This is a genomic window from Aerococcus mictus (assembly GCF_003286595.3).
GTDB classification, from domain to species: Bacteria; Bacillota; Bacilli; order Lactobacillales; family Aerococcaceae; genus Aerococcus; species Aerococcus mictus.
In genome coordinates, this window is sequence record NZ_CP132985.1 from 631534 (window position 1) to 648736 (window position 17203).

The 17203-nt window shown below is 42.1% G+C and carries 12 protein-coding genes and 1 riboswitch; of the genes, 9 read left to right on the forward strand and 3 right to left on the reverse strand.

Annotation, left to right across the window (positions count from 1 at the left end; all coding sequences use genetic code 11):
* The first annotated feature begins 103 nt into the window (after window positions 1–103).
* Genes dinB through DBT49_RS02980 form a run of 3 tightly spaced genes read left to right on the forward strand, consistent with a single transcriptional unit; the run spans window position 104 to window position 3548 of the window.
* Window positions 104–1222: a DNA polymerase IV gene (gene dinB, locus DBT49_RS02970; protein ID WP_070558423.1), complete on the forward strand. Its 1119-nt coding sequence runs from the start codon at window positions 104–106 to the stop codon at window positions 1220–1222.
* 19 nt (window positions 1223–1241) lie between these two features.
* Window positions 1242–2555 (forward strand): DRTGG domain-containing protein, encoded by a 1314-nt coding sequence (locus DBT49_RS02975; RefSeq protein ID WP_070558421.1) that lies wholly within the window; start codon window positions 1242–1244, stop codon window positions 2553–2555.
* Window positions 2556–2585: 30 nt separating this feature from the next.
* Window positions 2586–3548 (forward strand): DHH family phosphoesterase, encoded by a 963-nt coding sequence (locus DBT49_RS02980; RefSeq protein ID WP_070558690.1) that lies wholly within the window; start codon window positions 2586–2588, stop codon window positions 3546–3548.
* 563 nt (window positions 3549–4111) lie between these two features.
* On the opposite strand, the gene zwf is transcribed toward DBT49_RS02980, so the two are convergent.
* Window positions 4112–5569 carry a glucose-6-phosphate dehydrogenase gene (zwf, locus tag DBT49_RS02985; protein WP_070559410.1) on the reverse strand — a complete coding sequence of 486 codons (1458 nt, stop codon included), beginning with the start codon at window positions 5567–5569 and terminating at the stop codon, window positions 4112–4114.
* 183 nt (window positions 5570–5752) lie between these two features.
* Between zwf and DBT49_RS02990 the strand changes: the two genes are divergently transcribed.
* Window positions 5753–7102: a DEAD/DEAH box helicase gene (locus DBT49_RS02990; protein ID WP_070559409.1), complete on the forward strand. Its 1350-nt coding sequence runs from the start codon at window positions 5753–5755 to the stop codon at window positions 7100–7102.
* Window positions 7103–7129: 27 nt separating this feature from the next.
* On the opposite strand, the gene DBT49_RS02995 is transcribed toward DBT49_RS02990, so the two are convergent.
* Window positions 7130–8032 (reverse strand): DUF1189 family protein, encoded by a 903-nt coding sequence (locus tag DBT49_RS02995; RefSeq protein ID WP_070559407.1) that lies wholly within the window; start codon window positions 8030–8032, stop codon window positions 7130–7132.
* A gap of 186 nt (window positions 8033–8218) precedes the next feature.
* Between DBT49_RS02995 and DBT49_RS03000 the strand changes: the two genes are divergently transcribed.
* Window positions 8219–8893: a class I SAM-dependent methyltransferase gene (locus DBT49_RS03000; protein ID WP_070559405.1), complete on the forward strand. Its 675-nt coding sequence runs from the start codon at window positions 8219–8221 to the stop codon at window positions 8891–8893.
* 61 nt (window positions 8894–8954) lie between these two features.
* On the opposite strand, the gene DBT49_RS03005 is transcribed toward DBT49_RS03000, so the two are convergent.
* On the reverse strand, window positions 8955–11639 hold the full coding sequence (locus tag DBT49_RS03005) for a YfhO family protein (protein ID WP_070559428.1): 2685 nt from the start codon (window positions 11637–11639) through the stop codon (window positions 8955–8957).
* A 183-nt stretch (window positions 11640–11822) separates the two neighbouring features.
* On the opposite strand from DBT49_RS03005, the gene DBT49_RS03010 reads away from it, so the two are divergent.
* The 4 genes from DBT49_RS03010 (at window position 11823) to DBT49_RS03025 (ending at window position 17200) form a co-directional block, all read left to right on the forward strand.
* Window positions 11823–13943 carry a penicillin-binding transpeptidase domain-containing protein gene (locus tag DBT49_RS03010; protein ID WP_111827331.1) on the forward strand — a complete coding sequence of 707 codons (2121 nt, stop codon included), beginning with the start codon at window positions 11823–11825 and terminating at the stop codon, window positions 13941–13943.
* A gap of 109 nt (window positions 13944–14052) precedes the next feature.
* A complete protein-coding gene (rpmG, locus tag DBT49_RS03015; RefSeq protein ID WP_013670055.1) occupies window positions 14053–14208 on the forward strand; it encodes a 50S ribosomal protein L33 in 156 nt (51 codons plus the stop codon).
* A gap of 396 nt (window positions 14209–14604) precedes the next feature.
* Window positions 14605–14690: riboswitch (TPP riboswitch) on the forward strand.
* Between the two features lie 61 nt (window positions 14691–14751).
* Entirely contained in the window at window positions 14752–15789 is a 1038-nt protein-coding gene (locus DBT49_RS03020) for a LuxE/PaaK family acyltransferase (protein ID WP_070559403.1), read from the forward strand.
* Window positions 15782–17200: an acyl-CoA reductase gene (locus DBT49_RS03025; RefSeq protein ID WP_111872392.1), complete on the forward strand. Its 1419-nt coding sequence runs from the start codon at window positions 15782–15784 to the stop codon at window positions 17198–17200. The genes DBT49_RS03020 and DBT49_RS03025 overlap by 8 nt, the downstream gene beginning before the upstream one ends.
* The last annotated feature ends 3 nt before the right edge of the window (window positions 17201–17203 follow it).

The following is a 17203-nucleotide window of genomic DNA, read 5'->3' on the forward strand; positions in this document are numbered from 1 at the left end:
TGAGAGCTCAGCCTTTTTATTTTGGCTTGCAAAAGCGCCATCATGAAAGCAGGGGCCGAATTTATGCTATGATAATTTTATTAAGGAGACGAGGAGGTGACTTATGCGTCGTATTGGTGTTTTAGAATTTAGGGAGCCTAAAATCGATCCTTCAAGAAAAATTCTTCACGTGGATATGGATGCCTTCTATGCTTCAATTGAACAACGTGACCATCCCCATCTCCGGGGTAAACCGGTCATTATAGCCCAGCATCCTAAAGAAAACAGTGGCAAGGGTGTAGTGGCAACGGCGAGCTATGAAGCGCGAAAATTCGGCGTGCATTCTGCCATGAGTGCTAGTGAAGCCTACCGCCTATGCCCCCAAGCTTACTTTGTTAAGGGCAATAAGGACTATTACCGCAAAGTCGGTGAAGAGGTCCGTGATGTCTTCCGTGAATATACTGATATTATTGAACCTCTCTCAATCGACGAGGCTTTTCTGGATGTGACTAACAACCACTACCAACTCCTCTATGCCATGGACGTGGCTGAACGGATTCAAAAGGATATCTATCATAAACTGGGCCTTACCTGTAGTATTGGGGTATCCTATAATAAATTTATCGCCAAATTAGCCTCTGATTTTCATAAACCTCATGGCATGACCATTATTACTCCAAAACGGGCGCTTGCCTTTTTAGAAGAGCTTCCCATTGAAAAGTTTTACGGTATTGGTAAGCGCACCAGTGAAAAAATGCATGAGTTAAATATTTATAAGGGAAAAGATCTCAAGCAATTGTCCCAAGAGGATTGTATTAATTATTTCGGTAAGGCGGGTATTGTCCTATATGAGCGGGTTAGGGGAGTGGATGACCGTCCCGTTAAAGCACGGACTAGTCGTAAGTCTAATGGCACGGAAACGACCCTATATCCCTTCCTATACCACGATGACCAAGTTAATGAAGTCTTAAGACATCTCGCCCAAAAAGTGGCCAATAGCCTGCAAGACAAAAATATTCAAGGGCAAACTGTGACTTTGAAATTTCGCTATGGCAATTTTGAAACTACCACCCGCCAACGGGCCTTGAAGGATCCGATTAATTCTTATGATGATATTTATTTTCATGCCCAAGACTTGTGGGAACAATATGGTGATGTTAGTCAAGGGGTTCGATTACTAGGTATAACCTTGAGTGATTTATTAACCGTGGATTTTGAAAATATTCGGCTACCCTTGTATTAGTGAACGAAGAGGAAGAAAAATGACTACTAAGCATGAACAAGTAATTCAATATATAAAAGACCTCCCCGTCGACCACAGCATTTCGGTCAGGAGTCTAGCACGCAACCTGGACGTGTCTCAAGGGACAGCCTACCGGGGGATTAAGGAGGCGGAGAACCGCGGCCTCGTTCAAACCATAGACCGGGTAGGGACAGTCCGGGTTGAAGAGGCGGAAAGTCCTAAATACCAAGCCATGTCAGTAGGCGAAGTCGTCTCTTTAACCAATGCGAAGGTCTTTGGCGGTGAACAGGGACTGGACTATATGATCCGTGACTTTATCATTGGAGCCATGAAGGTCTCTTCGATTGCTAGCTATTTGAAACCGAACCTCCTGATGATCACGGGGAACCGAGACAATGTCCAAGAACTGGCCTTATCCCACGATGTTCCTGTTATTATTTCTGGGGGCTTTAGCCCGAGTCAAAGGATGGTCGACTTGGCTAACCAACGCCAGATCCCTTTGCTTGGCGTGAGCTTTGACTCCTATTCGACGGTTAAGATTATTAACAAGGTTTTGGTTGAGCGGGCGATTCAACAAAATATTGTCCTGGTTGAAGATATTTATGTCCCCCTAGACCGGGTCAAGTTTCTCTTCCAAGACGACAAGGTGAGCCGCTACCGACAGTTGAATGAAGAGTCTAACCATACGCGTTTTCCTGTTCTCAATCATAACTATGAAGTGGTGGGGGTCATTGCAGCTAAGGATATTCTCGATGCTAATGCGGATACCCCTATTGTTGAAGTGATGACCCCTTCGCCCTTGGTAGCTAAATTAAAAATGAGTGTGGCCAGTATAACCCAGCTCATGCTGTGGGATAATTTAGAAATGGCGCCTGTGGTTGATGACCAGGGCAAGTTAGTGGGAATTATGTCCCGGCAAGATGTCCTCTATACCATGCAGTTTAACGAAAACGCTGCCTACAAAGATTACCGCTTAGAGATTCTATTAAACGATAAGCTCAAACGCGCGGCCAGTGACCGGTCGGAGTTGTTTTATACCTTCCAAAGTGATGGGTCTTTTGCTAACCACCTGGGGACCCTATCGGAGAGTCTTCTAGCCACCCTGATCAATGTGGCAACTTGTCGCTATGTGAAAGACGCTATCGGAGAGTTAGCCATTATTGAATCAATGAATTACTATTACTTTGCCGCTGTTGACTGCGACAAATCCATTCAAATCTATCCTGAAATGCTTTACCATAGTAGACAAAATTGTAAGATAAGTATTAAAGTCTACTACCAGCAATTAAATATTGCCCAAGCCATTATATCTGTTAACTTATTTAGACAGTAAGAAGCCATATAGAAAGAGTGAAAACTTATGATTAGTGATATCATTCAAGCCATTAAAGACTATGAAACAATAATTATCCACCGCCATGTCAACCCAGACCCAGATGCCCTGGGATCACAAATGGGACTCAAGGCTGTCTTAGAAGCCACTTATCCTGAGAAAAAAATTTATGCTGCTGGGGAAGATGAGCCGTCCTTGGCTAATTTTGGCCAAATGGATGACATCCCTGATGAACTTTACTCAGAGGCCTTAGTCATTATAAATGATACGGCCAACACCGAACGTATTGATGACCAACGTTATCAAAAAGCCAAAATGGTGATTAAAGTGGACCACCATCCTAACCATGATAGCTATGGGGATATCAACTATGTCCTGCCAGAGGCTAGTGCGGCCAGTGAAATTTGGGCGGATATTCTTTTAAGTTATCCGGAGACTTTTACTATGACTGACCAGGGAGCGGAATATTTGTTCTTAGGCATCGTGGGCGATACTGGGCGTTTCCTATATGATAATACCTCAGTAAAAACCATGGCTATTGCCACCGAATTACGTAAATACGATTTCCCAGCCAGCGAACGCATGCAGGCTTCCTTAACTGAAACCATGGGCCAAGCGCGCTTGAAAGGCTATGTTCTAGAAAACTTTAAATTAAGCGAAGATGGTTTGGTTAATGCGGTCTTCATCAGTCAAGAAGTCTTAAAGAATTTGGGAGTGACTGAGGCGGAATCCCATAATATTGTGCAAACACCGGGATCTATCCAGGGGGTGCTGGCCTGGGTAATCTTTGTTGAAAAGTCTGATGGATCCATGCGTTGTCGCATTCGTAGTAAAGGCCCAGCAATTAATCAGATTGCCCAAGCCCATGAAGGCGGTGGTCATGCCAAGGCATCAGGCGCCAATGCCTATTCCAAAGCAGAGTGCCAAGATATTGTGGCAGAATTGAATCAAGCCGCTAAAAATTATTTAAGAGAAAAGGGCAATAAGGAATAGTTTTAGGCTCGGTTAAGGAAGGTTTTCTATACCTTGAGACTAATCTTCCTAAAGCTGAATATTTTAAAAGAGGCTGCAATCTAATCTTGCAGCCTCTTTTTCAGATATTGTGTGTGCAGTGCTTTCGTCCTTTCTTGTGACTGTCGCACTCTTTAGTTGAGTTCGGAAGGGGTAGGGGATGTCCTTTCAGAAAAGTTGAACGATCAGCTTTGCTGCTCTTTTCATCTTTTCCTCCAAGGAATCTCCCTCCCTGATCCTTCCTCACATCCTTACCAAACCTGTTCCAAGCGCGAGGTGAGCTCCATTTCAGAAGTCCTTGCAAATCCTCTTTGAGGATTTACTGCGCACTCCTTCCAATTGCTATAGCTGTTCGAAGCAAAGCGAGTTACAGATATAGTATGCGTAGCTCTCTCCCCTCTTTTTGCGCTTGTCACACTCTATTCAAACCTGCTCCAGTCACAGGACGAACGTCCACTTCAAAAACTGGTAACGCTCAGCTTCACTGAGCTTATCCCAGTTTTCTCCAGTGCTTTCGTCCTTTGTTGTGACTGTCGCACTCTTTCTTAGTATTGAGGGTTGATCCAGCGGCGACCGTCGCTTTCGATGAGGTCTTTGGCGGCTTCGGGGCCTTTAGTCATAGCGGGGTAGTTAGGAAAGGCAGGGGGATCAAGTTGTGACCAGGCATCCTTAATGGAGTCGGCGATCCGCCATTGTTCTTTGAGCTCGTCCCAGGTGGTAAATAGCATCTGATTACCAAGGAAGGCGTAGTAGATGAGAATTTCGTAGGATTCACTGGCTACCCGAGATTCGAGGATTTCCTTATCGGGCAGCATGCGCATGGTTTGCGGTTTAAAGCCACCTTTAAAGGCTTTTTGATTCATGGAGACTTCTAAGCCGTATTCAGGGGTAATCACAAAGGTCATCCGGTTAGGGGAATCGCAGGTCGACAAGTTATCCTTGAGGACCGCTTCCACAGTGGTATATTTTCCGCTGCTGAGTGCCTTACCCGTTCGGAAATAAAAGGGGGTTCCCTGCCAGCGGTCATTGTTGATGCGGAACTTACCAGCGACAAAGGTTTCGGTACTGCTGTCTTCACGAACACCTTCCAGGTCACGATAGGCCGGCTCACTGCCATCTTCTGCTTGACCATATTGGCCCCGGACAATATTAGTTTGGACACTTTCGAGGTCAAAAGAAGGAATTTCTCTTAAAAAGGCTTCTTTCTTAGGATGGAGGTCGTCTTGTGAGCTGGGTAAATCCATGCCTACAAAGGAGATGACTTGTAGGATATGGTTTTGGAACATATCTAAGAGGGCTCCAGTTTGGTCATAATAGCCCCCCCGACTACCAACTGGTAAATCTTCTGATAGGGTCACTTGGAAGTGGTCAATATAGTTGTGGTTCCAGATGGCTTCGAAAAAGGGATTGTACTGGCGGGTTGCCCAAATATTTAGGACACTTTCCTTGCCGACATAGTGGTCAATCCGGTAAATATCACTTTCGGCAAAGGAGATATTAAGGGCCTGATTGAGTGATTGAGCAGAAGCCAGGTCAACACCAAAGGGCTTTTCTAAAATCACCCGATGGTTACCAGGAATATCAATAATTCCAGTTTTCTTTAAGTGGTGTGAAGTGATCTCAAAGAGACTAGGGGCAATGGATAAGTAATAAAGAAAGTTCTTATCAGTTTGATATTGCTTTTGCAGGTCTAGCATTTTGTCCTTGAGTAGGATATAATCCTCTGTTTGTGAAGCATCATTTGAGATATAATAAAAATGCTTGGCAAATTCACTAGCCACTGCTCTCAAACTGTCATCCTTGGTGTAGTTAATAATTGATTCAACGATGATCTCATGATAATGTGCATCTGTCCAAGGGCGACGAGAAGTGCCGATCAAGGCAAAACGCTGGCTTAGCCAGCCTTGTTGGTAGAGGTGAAATAAAGAGGGATATAATTTCCGTTGGGCGAGGTCACCGGATGCCCCAAAGAGGACAATGATTCCCGAAACTTGTTGGTCCATTGTGATAAGTCCTTTCATTTTTCATTTACAGAGTGGTTTTATTATAGAATGTCTATCAGCTGAATGCAATCTGGCTAGCAGGCCTTTATAAACCCTAAATTATAACCACTAGTCGTTGGCTTGGCAAGCTGTATTTTAATCTAACAATCATCGCTTAAGTCTTAAAAGCTAAAGGAGAATTTTATGTCATTTAAAGAATACCATTTCCAGCCTTTTATTGAGGCAGCCCTAGAGAAATTAGCCTTTAAAGAACCTACCCCGATTCAAAAGAAAGTTATTCCCGTTATTCAAGCTGGAAAAAGCCTAGTTGCCCAAAGTCAAACCGGATCAGGCAAGTCCCATGCTTTCTTGCTCCCCTTAATCGACCAATTAAAACCGGCTAATTATACCCAATTAGTCATCACGGCACCGAGCCGGGAATTAGCCGACCAGTTATACCAAACCGCCCAACAGCTTGTTGGTGATAGTGACTTTGATTTTCATATTGAAAGAGCCTATGGGGGGACCGACACCAAGCGGCAAAAAGAACGTTTAGAAAATCAAGACCCACAAGTGGTGATTGGAACTCCGGGTCGCTTATTAGACTTAGTGACTGAAGGGTCGATCAATGTCCATAAAGTAGAACACTTTGTGGTGGATGAGGCGGATATGACTTTGGATATGGGCTTCTTGCATACGGTTGACCAAATCGCCAGTCGGATGCCCGATGATTTGAAGATTTACGTCTTCTCTGCTACAATCCCAGAGAAATTACGTCCCTTCCTTAGAAAGTATTTGGAACATCCAGAATGGATCCAAGTGGCCAACGAAAAGCTGATCTCCCCAACCATTACCAATATCTTACTCCCCTTAAGAGGGCGGTCCAAAGATGACCTGCTCAAGCAAGTCTTAACCATGGGCGAACCCTATTTGGTCCTTATTTTTGCAAATACTATTGAGGAAGTGGACCAACTTTATTTAAAACTCAAGCAATGGGGGCTATCGGTAGCTAAGTTGCACGGCGACCTCGACAGTCGTGAACGGCGGCGGGTGATGCGTCAAATCCAACACCTCGATTATCAATATGTGGTGGCTACGGATCTAGCTGCCCGCGGGATTGACATTGAAGGGGTCTCCCATGTGGTCAACTATGATATTCCTAAGGAGTTAGAATTCTTTATCCACCGGGTAGGCCGTACAGGGCGGCAAGGAATGAAGGGCATTGCCTTAACCTTCTACCATCCTGACCAAGAAAATGCGATTCGCTGGTTAGAAGATCGTGGGATCCACTTTGAGATTAAAGACATTAAAAACGGTCAATGGGTCGCAGTCAAAGACCATAAGGAACGGCAATTAAGAAAAGACCGCCACCAAGAGGAAACGGACCATGTCATTAGGGGAATGATAAACCGCAATAAGAAAAGAAAAGTTAAACCCGGCTATAAGAAAAAACTTGACCGCCAAATTAAGTCTTATAAACGGGACAAATATAATAAAAAACAAAGACAAGTTGCTCGGCAAAAACGCAAGCAAAATAAAGAAAACAACCGTTAAAAAAATGCGCTCACAGGAGCGCATTTTTTAGTCATCATTTTTATTGGAATGGTCAGGGTCATCTTTTTGTTCTCGGTTAGTCTCTTCTTCTTGTTTGTCTAAGTTTACCAAGTTCTTATCGTTTTTCACTTGATCTTTATTGGCTTCCCATTGCTTAGGATCAATCTTTACCACTTTAATTTGTTTGGTAAAGGCCCAGATACGGATTAAAGCAGTAAAGAGGATGATGTAAAAGGAAAAGGTTACCTGGTAGCCAAAGAGATGAACCAATTGGATAAGGACTAGAGGGAAGGTCATGGCCGTTAAGGCAAAATTATAGCGCTTGCCAAGGGTCAATTGCAATTTACGGGTAATAGCCATGGGTGCCATAAACAAGGCAATCACTAGGGCCAATAGACTTACCTGTAAGCTATTAAATAGGAAAATCCCTAAAAAGACTAAGAGATAGACCCAAGGTTGGAATTGTGTCAGGCTTTGGATAATTTGCTTTTGCCCTTGGCTATCTAAGTCCGTGCTAAAGTCAGCATAAGGAAAGCTTTGTTGCTGACCAATAAAGGAGAATGTGATATTTTTCGGGTTTGTATAAATGGTTAGGGCTGATGAATCGATTTTTTTAAGGTCTTCTTGACTGATTTGGTCTTTGGGGTTATAGACATAGTTTAAGAAATCAGTCTTATTGATAAAGGCCTGGTCCTTTTCACTGACTAGTTGGTTATTTTCAATCGTAAAATCGGGTATGGATTGGATAATGCTAGCCCCATTGCCTCTCACCGTATGAAGTAGCTGGTAGCTGGGTTGGATAGCCGGTAGGGTCATCACTAGGCTCAATAATAAAATGTAGACTAATTTATGCTTCAAAGTCATATAAAAAGCCACAAGTGTATCTTTAAAGCGAAAGATACTATCAAAGAATAAACGTAAGGTTTTCAAAATTTTCCTCCTCATTAAACAGTCTTTGCATCAGTTTAGTATAGCAAAAAATTAACCGAGTCCGCTTAGAAAATCGCTTTTTTACTAATATTTAAAGACTCTAGCCTGGTTAAAAAGCTCTTACCAGCACCATTTTATCAATAAATAGGATAAAATAAACTATATTGAGTAAAGGAGGTGAAGTCAATGGCCTTATTTGATGACCTAGCAGGAGATTATGATAGCTGGTATCACGGAGAAGTCGGGGCTTTTGTCGATCAGATTGAAGCGGACCTGGCTTTTGCCTTAGTTGATGTTCAGGCAGGCATGTCGGTCTTAGATGCAGGTTGTGGCACAGGCAATTATAGTGTCCGCCTGGCTCAAGCGGGGGCTCAAGTGCAAGCGATCGATATTTCCAGCCAAATGTTAAAAGAAGCAAAAGGAAAAGCTGAAGCACTAGACTTGCCTATTAGCTTTCAAAAGATGGATATGAATCACTTGGATCTCCCTAAGGAAACTTTTGACCTGATTTTTTCCATGACTGCTATTGAATTTATTGCGGATTTAGAAGCCTTTATTGCTTCATGCTTTGACTTATTAAAGCCGGGAGGCTATCTTTTAATCGGTTCCATTACTGAGTCGGGAGACTGGGGGCAATACTATCAAGAGAAAAAAGATTCCATTTATAATTATGCCCATTTCCGAGATACCCAAGACTTTATCCAATATTACCCTAAGCAGGTTCTTGGCTATCGCGAAGGGCTATATCTCCCTGTCCACCCAGATGTTGATCTTGATTTAGCCAGTCAGGAAGCCAAGTATGCGAAATCCGCTAGCCCAAGTTTCACCTGTGTGCTCTGGCAAAAAGCTGGAGAGAAATAATATTCATCAAGCAAAAAATGCATCCCTTCAAAACGAGGATTGGATGCATTTTCTAATTGTTCTATTTCCGTTTGATTCGGTAAAGCATGCACAGAACAAGGACATGGGATAGGGAAATAACTATACCTAAGGTTAATCCTTGAGGACAAAAACGGAGTTCTAGTTGATTTTCTCCTTGGGGGATTTCTTTAATGACCATCATACTCCGGTCTAAAACTGGTTCCAAATTGACTTTTTTACCGTTGACCTGGGCCCGCCAGCCTTCATTATAGGGGATGGTAAGGAGGAGAGCTTGGTCATGTGTTTTGCCTTCAAAGCGTCCTTTGATGTGGTTATCAGCGAAGCGGCTAATATGAAGTTTTTGATCCGCCACGTTACTCATCACCTGATCGAAAGTTTGGTTAGCTAAAGAATAGAGGTTGAGCTGGGAAAGGTTGATACTATCCGCTTTTACCTCGATGGTAAAAATCCTTTCTCCTGGGCTGGATTGGTTGGCGATATTAAAGACTTGGGTAGAATTGTAACTTTTATCATAGTTTAGCTTTTTGCCATCTAAGTAATATGTCACATCGTCCTCCGATAAATCCCCTGGTACAGTCAGGTAGTAGGCGTGCTTGCTATCAATTTTTAGGGTAAAGTCGATAAAACTTTTACTCTCTAGGTCCTTCTTATGGTAGCTGGTATTAATCCGACTGGGTTCATCACTTTCTAGGTTAGTTAAATCCATTCGCTTAAAGTCTCTGACCTGGAAGAAATCCAGAGAGCTGTCCTTAGTCGCTCGATCGTCTTGATCATTGAGATAGGCCAAGAGTTTGTCTTGGTTATCGATCGGTTGGTCAGGGACTAAGTCCATCTGACTGATCGCTTCATTGACCAGAAAGCCGAGCGACAGGGCGTAGGGGTTCTTAAAAGCAGAAAAACCTTGGACCTGGTCAACTAAAGGATAATGGTTGAAATCGGGGCGGTGGCTAACTAAGCGGCGCTCATAGGCCTTATCTTCCACTTCTTTTTGGCTTTGGACTTGACTATTAATCAGATACCTGACATTAAAGAGGCTATCCGTTACCAAGCTGCCATTCGAGTAATTGACTGAACCAGTGGTTGTCGGTTGGCCCAAAGCTTTAAAAAGCTCGGTGGTCGATCTTTCAATGGTTGAATTAAAATGGTCTAATCCATAGTAGGACAATTGCATGGGGTCATTTTTAGTCCGTTGAAAGGTCTTAGCAATGCGGTAGAAATCTTCGCCGGAATCATCCTGCAAACGAGCTAAAAGCGGTTGGCTGACTTCTAAATACTGGGCGTAGCTATCATAGTTCAGGTAAGAAATAGAATTTAAGGTTAAAGCGGTATTGGTCATGCTTTCAATCAAAGCCAAGGCAGATAAAAGTAGCAAGGGAGCCGTTTTCATACTGGAGTGACTGAGATAGTAGAGGCCAAAAAAACTAAACACAAAGGCTATTGTTGAGAAAAGGAGGCTATTAGGACTAATATAAGAAAAATCCTGGTAGTGTAAGGCCAAGGTCAGAGTAGATAAACCAATTAGGCAAAGGGTCACAATGGCTGGCTTATTACCTAGAGGTTCTACTTGCCTTACAGTCCGATAAGCTAGGTAAAGGACGAAAAAAGAAAAGACAAAGGAAAAACGGTAGGGGTACCAGATAGGATATTGAAAACCATGCCAGATTAAATTTAGGGCTTTAACATTCATGGACAAGAGTAAGAAAGCTAAGACCAAAAAGCTCATCAGTTTTTCTTGCCAGCTGAACCGCCTTTGCAGGAAAAATACCAGGGCCGCTAAAATGGCCAGGGAAGGGACAAAGATATTAGGTAAACCCTCCGGCATTTGGTCAAAGTTAAAGGGGCCGACCACCAATTTGCTGATGACCTGCCAGAGTGGATAGGCAAAGGACCAGTCAAAATGAAGGTCTTGGTAGCTGCCTTTACTTTGGGCCAGGGCAAAGTAGGTCGGAATAAGGCTGAAAGCTGCTAGTCCGGCAGCTGCCACGGAAGACAAAATAAAGCGCAGGCCACTAGTAAAATATTGCTTGAATGAGAATTTTGCTTGTTTAAGCCTCTTGGTAAATTGGGCGCCAAAGAGTTCATAAAGAAAGAAGAGCATAGCAAAAAGACAAACCATATAACCGATATAATAATTGGCTATCAATAAGAGAGCCAGGCTAATGATATAGTAAGTGCTCCTTTGGTGGTGGATAAGGTCCCGGATGCCTAGGATGATTAAAGGCAAAAAGACCAGGCCATCTAGCCACATGATATTGAGTTGGTTAGCGGAAAAATAGCCCATTAAACTATAGAAACAGGCAAAACTGATGGTTAAGGGGCCGTGATCGCCATAATTTTTGTAAAGTAGCCAGAAAAAACTAGCACTAGCAGCTGCGCTCTTGGCTAGGACCAGGCAGACACAGGCTAAGGGAAGGGCTTTTTGGGGAAAGGGGAGGAGTAGGAGGTTAAAGGGACTCATTAAATAATAAGTCCAAGTTCCTACCATCTCTCCTCCCATTCCCTTTTGGAAAGAGTAGAAGATTTGCTGCCAATTGCCTAGCAGGGTCTCCCGGTAATATTGGAAGAAATCAATATATTGCTGGCCTAAGTCCACAGTTAAAATCGTCTGATTGCCAAAGGGAAAGAGACCCTGAAACAGGTAAATAAAGACCAGGATTAAAACTGGGAGGCCGGCCGCTAATAAGAGCGACCGTTTAACTGCATTCATTTTGGAAAAATTCTTCATTAAAGACACCGTGCTAACTCCTTAAAGATGCTTTATTTCACCTTAGCTTAGCACAAATTAATTTATCAGAACATGGCAAGGGCAAGAGATCTTTCAAAGAATTTATAAAAGTCTACTTTCAGTCAGACAAAATCATAGAAATCGATTATAATGATAGGTGACTTGCTTTTTAGAAAGTGAGTGTTGGCACTTAATGATGATAAGAAAAAGAAAGTAGGTGAAGGCATGTCGCATGACTTTGATAAGTCAGCTAAGCGCAAGGGGAGAGAAAAACAAGCCCAGGTTAATTCCAAAACTTTACGGCGGAAATCGCCCCATTGGCACAATTACCTGAATCGGCTAAACATTTTACTTTATATTGTATTTATTTTATTTGCTCTACTTATCTTCCGCTTAGGCTACTTACAGGTTGTTAATGGTCAAGCCTTCCAAGAACTGGTCCATATGACTGAAAAGAATATGTCTGAAGAAAGTGTTCCTAGAGGTTATATTGTGGACCGTAACCATAAGATGTTGGTGGATAACGAGGGACTCCAAGCCATTAATTACACTCGAGGCCCCAATGTCACGGGGGAAGACATGGCCAAGACTGCCCGAAAATTAGCCAGTTTTATTCATTTGGATACTGGGGAAGTCACAGAACGAGACCGAAAGGATTATTGGATTGCCAGCAACCAAGACCGCTTAAATGAGCGGATGTCAGAAGAAGACTTGCGGTTAAGGGATAGTGAACTTTATGAAAAGCAATTATCCTACGTCTCTGAAGAGGATATCAATTTTTCTGGAGATGATCTCGAAGCGGTTCTGATTTATAAGCGCATGAATGGGGCCTACGCCCTCACACCAACCTTGATTAAAAACAAGGATGTCAGCAATGAAGAAATTGCCCTGGTCAGCGAGCATAGTAATGAAATGCCTGGGGTCAATACCACCATGGATTGGCGCAGAGAATATCCACAAAAAGATTTACTCCGTTCAGTAATCGGTAGCGTGACTTCTGAAGAAGAAGGACTGCCGAGTGATAAGGCTGAATACTACCTGGCCCAAGGTTATGCCCGCAATGACCGGGTTGGTAAGTCTTACCTGGAAGCCATGCATGAAGATACCCTGCACGGCGCCAAGACCAAGTACGAAACTGAAATTAACCAAAGGGGCGAGGTCGTTAGAACCGACAAGGCTTATCCTGGCTCCATGGGAAACACTGTTCAATTAACTATTGATACAGATTTCCAAAAGAAAATTGAAGAAATTTTGGAAGGCTACCTGCACGGGTCAAGTACCGGTAAAAATAATTCCATCTATGTGGTAGCCAGTGACCCTAATAACGGGGAGATCCTGGCCATGGCTGGTAAATACCGCAATGAACATGGCGAAATCATTGACGATGCCCTGGGAACCATTAATTCATCCTTTACCATGGGATCTACAGTCAAAGGGGCCACAGTTGGGGCCGGTTACCATTATGGCGTCTTAAAACCGGGTCAAGAAAATATCTTTATTGACCAACCGCTTTACTTTACTGGGACACCAAGGAAGGCTTCCTGGTGGGCAGCCCACAATACTAGCCCCGTTCCTATTAATGATGTCATGGCTCTGGCAAGGTCTTCCAATGTCTATATGATTCGGACTGCCATGGCGATTGGTGGCCTGCCCAACTATGAAGCAGGGATGTCCCTGGCTGGTTTAGATCCAGAAACGGGTAATAAGTTGCGTAATTTTTACCATCAATTTGGTTTAGGAAGCTCGACCGGCATTGACCTACAAAATGAGGTGACTGGTCTGGAAGGTGAAGGGGGGAACCCTGGTAACTATATTGACTTGGCTTTTGGTCAATATGATACCTATACGCCCATGCAATTGAACCAATATGTCGCAACTATCGCTAACGGTGGTAAACGCTATGCCAGCCATGTGCTTAAACAAGTGCTCAGAGAAAATGGTGAGCATGAGTCTGACACCCCTCAAGTGGTTTATCAAAACCAACCTAAATTGTTGAATGCCGTACAATTAAGTCCAGAAGCACTGGGACGGATTCAACAAGGTTTCTGGTCAGCAGCCAACCATCCGCAAGGCCTCTCATATAATGAATTTAGAGGCTTCCCGGTGACTATTGCTGCTAAAACTGGTACGGCGGAAACAGGGACCGAAGGGATAATTAACTCGACCTTTGTTTCTTACGCACCTTACGAACAACCTAAGATTGCCTTATCGGTAGTCATTCCTGAAATCAGTGCCTCGGCTTATGATAAAACAGCAGAAGTTGTTGGACACAAGGTCTTGGATGCCTATTACCATAAAAAATAATTAAAGGGCATTTTTATAAAAAGTTTGAAAAGCACTGAGAACTATGGTAGACTTTTTAAGGTATGATTAAAAATCTATGATAAATTATTGATCTGATGGAGGGAAAATAATGCGTATTAACATTCTTTTAGAAAATACGGAACTTAAGGGCGAACGCATTTACTTAACAGAAAAAAATCGTCGTAACAACCCTGACCGTATTGAATTAAAAAAATATAGTCCAAAATTACGTAAAGTATGCTTATTTAGAGAAGTTAAAAAATAGAAATATTTCTATTGCTAAAAAGAGAATGTGCCGATAGATTTCAGACTATCACTCGATTTGCTGATACTTGTTGGAAGCTCTTATTAAGTTAAGGCTGAGATTGGCTTTCGAATGACATTTTCTTTTTAGATATCTATATAGTGAAAAGAGGTTGGAAAGTTTTTCCAGCCTCTTTTTAAAAATTTCCTAATCGAAATAGCTTGCAAAAGTCTGACCTGGACCACATGAACTAACTATGGTAGACAGTCGACAGTCTATCGCACCTAATTCCTTCCATGGATATCAGGGATTTTCTACTTTTAGCTCACTTTCCTCCTTGCAAGTCATTTTTTATGAAATCATTAAAAAAAGCCTTACATATTGATGCTATGTAAGCGCTATGATAAAATTTGTGTGAATTGAGATTCGGGGTGCCGGATGGCTGAGAATATACCCGTAGAACCTGATCAAGTTATTGCGTAGGGAAATCTATTCAACGGGAGAAGGCTACTGTCATCTTGAACTCAAGAGGATAGTGGCCTTTTTATTTTGTAGGAGGGAAAAATGAAAAAGATTATTAAACATTTTATAGAGCATCCCGAAGAAAAAGAAAATTTTAATGATGTGGCTCTACTTTTATTTGAATATTTATATAAACATAATCAAGATTATCAGCAATTCTGTCAAAGAAGAGCTGTAGGGATAAGACAAGTAGGTCATTGGAAGGACATCCCGGCAGTGTCAACCGATGCCTTTAAAAATGCATTTTTGAGTGCAACACCACATGAACAATGTTCGCGTATATTTATGACAAGCGGGACGACGACGGGAGTCAGTGGAAAACACTATCATAAAGATCTAGAAATTTATGATTTGTCTGCCTTGTTAGGTTTTAAGCAGTATGTCACTGATCAATGTTTACCTACGGCAATTCTTTTTCCAAATGAAAAAGAGATGCCTAACTCTTCACTGGCTCACTATTTAGAAATATTGAAGGCTAATGGTCAGCCGGATTCCATGCATTTTATCACTGAGAAAGGCCTAGAAGTCGCTGCTTTAAAAGAATGGCTAATAGCGCATCAAAAGCAACCAGTAATTATTTTAGGAGCTAGTTATAGCTTTGTACACTTATTTGAAGCCTTAAGCCAAGGAGAAGTGCTTCCGATCCATCCAGATAGTCTATTATTTGATACTGGTGGCTTCAAAAATTTTTCTAAGGTTTATCAGCTAGATACTTTTTATCAAAAGCTGCTTTCGGTTTTCCCGGTAAGAACAAATCCAGTGAATATGTATGGTATGACAGAATTATCCACAGAATATTATACCCAGTTTGCTTTTGACAAATTGTTATTAAAACGAGGGCCGCATTGGATAAAATACAAAATCATCGATCCCGCGACGGGTGTAGAGGTTGAACAGGGGAAACCAGGTTTACTCGTTCATATTGATTTAGCAAATATTAATTCTGTCCCTGCTATTCAAACAGGAGACTTAGCAATTGACCATGGAGAAGGTTTTGAATTATTGGGGCGAGTAAAAAATGGAGAGCCTAAGGGCTGCTCTATAGCAGCTAAAGATTGGTTAGAGGGTCACCATGATTAACATAAACTGTGGCTATTTGCCACCTATAGTAGATGATCTTGCTATTGAAAACCGTGAACTTATATTTGATTCAATACGGATTCAAGTCCCAGCGCCTAATGTTGAACAGTTAAAAATAATGATAGAACGCATGAAAAATGATACTTCTGAAATCAGTTTAACAGAAACCATAGCAGCTATCGATAAGGCGACCATTTGTTTATTAGATCGCCAGAATTCTCTTAGAAAGAAATATGAAAAAATACTTCCTATTATTACCGGCTATGATTCAGAAATTCTACGCTTAGCTTTGACTAAATTTTTATTGAATTTTAGGCAACATGAGCTAAGGCGCTGGGTCGCTGAAAATTTTGAAAATCCTAATATTTTAGAAGAATTTGTGCCCAGAATACATGGGGGATATAGTCGCGCTTTTGCCCCACAAATGTGTGCGCATATATGGGCAGGAAATGTGCCTGCTTTACCCTTATGGAGTTTAGTGGCTAATTTATTAGTGAAAGGGAAGCTAATTGGAAAAGTATCTTCTAGTGAACCGAGTTTCATTGGCTTATTTTGTCAATTACTGATTCGAATTGAGCCTAAATTGGCTAATAAATTAGCAATCGTTTCCTGGCAGGGAGGAGATAAGGAGCGTGAGCAAACCCTGATTGACGCTTCTGATTGTGTCCTTGCTTATGGAAATAATCAAACCATGGCAGCTATTCAAGCAAAGCTGTCACCAACAAGTCATTTCATAGCTTTTGGCAATAAATTGAGTTTTGGCCTTATTCATCATCAATTATTAAATGCTGAAAAGGTAAATCATCTCGTTCATGAAGCAGCTAAAGCAGTCGTTTATTATGATCAACAAGGATGCTACTCCCCTCAAATTTATTTTGTGGAAGGAGGAGGTCAAGTTTCTCCCAGGGAATTTGCTCTCATGTTAGCAGGAGAATTAAGAGCTTATGAAAATCGTTATCCACTCAGAAAGTTATCGCTAGAAGAAGCTTACTTACGATCTCAGTGGCGCGAAGAAATTGAATGGCAGGGAGGGTGTGAGTTCTTCCCAGCTCATCCTGAGAACTGGTTAGTGACTTATAGCCAAGCATTGACTTTCAGGCCTTCCCCTTTGTCTCGCGTGATACAAGTAATTGCTGTAGACCAATGGGAGGATATTGATGATTTACTAGTTAATAAATTATCCATTTTACAGAGCGTAGGGGTAGCAGCTCCTACAGAGAGTTTATTTAAAATAGCTAACCATTGGGGAAAAATAGGGGTTACTCGTGTAACGAGTCTATCTGCGATGATGCAAGTGCACTCAGCTTGGAATTCTGATGGTTATTCCCTACTAAGAGAATTAGTTCGAATAGTAGATATTGACTCTGCTTCTCTTAGAGATTCTGAACGCTGGAATTCCTATAGAGATTAGAAA

Bases quoted from the DNA above. Each gene is read 5' to 3' on its own strand.
- zwf (WP_070559410.1), bottom strand. From the start codon at position 5,569: ATGGACCAACAAGTTTCGGGAATCATTGTCCTCTTTGGGGCATCCGGT.
- DBT49_RS02975 (WP_070558421.1), top strand. From the start codon at position 1,242: ATGACTACTAAGCATGAACAAGTAATTCAATATATAAAAGACCTCCCC.
- DBT49_RS03025 (WP_111872392.1), top strand. From the start codon at position 15,782: ATGATTAACATAAACTGTGGCTATTTGCCACCTATAGTAGATGATCTT.
- DBT49_RS03020 (WP_070559403.1), top strand. From the start codon at position 14,752: ATGAAAAAGATTATTAAACATTTTATAGAGCATCCCGAAGAAAAAGAA.
- DBT49_RS03000 (WP_070559405.1), top strand. From the start codon at position 8,219: ATGGCCTTATTTGATGACCTAGCAGGAGATTATGATAGCTGGTATCAC.
- DBT49_RS02990 (WP_070559409.1), top strand. From the start codon at position 5,753: ATGTCATTTAAAGAATACCATTTCCAGCCTTTTATTGAGGCAGCCCTA.
- DBT49_RS03005 (WP_070559428.1), bottom strand. From the start codon at position 11,639: ATGAAGAATTTTTCCAAAATGAATGCAGTTAAACGGTCGCTCTTATTA.
- dinB (WP_070558423.1), top strand. From the start codon at position 104: ATGCGTCGTATTGGTGTTTTAGAATTTAGGGAGCCTAAAATCGATCCT.
- rpmG (WP_013670055.1), top strand. From the start codon at position 14,053: ATGCGTATTAACATTCTTTTAGAAAATACGGAACTTAAGGGCGAACGC.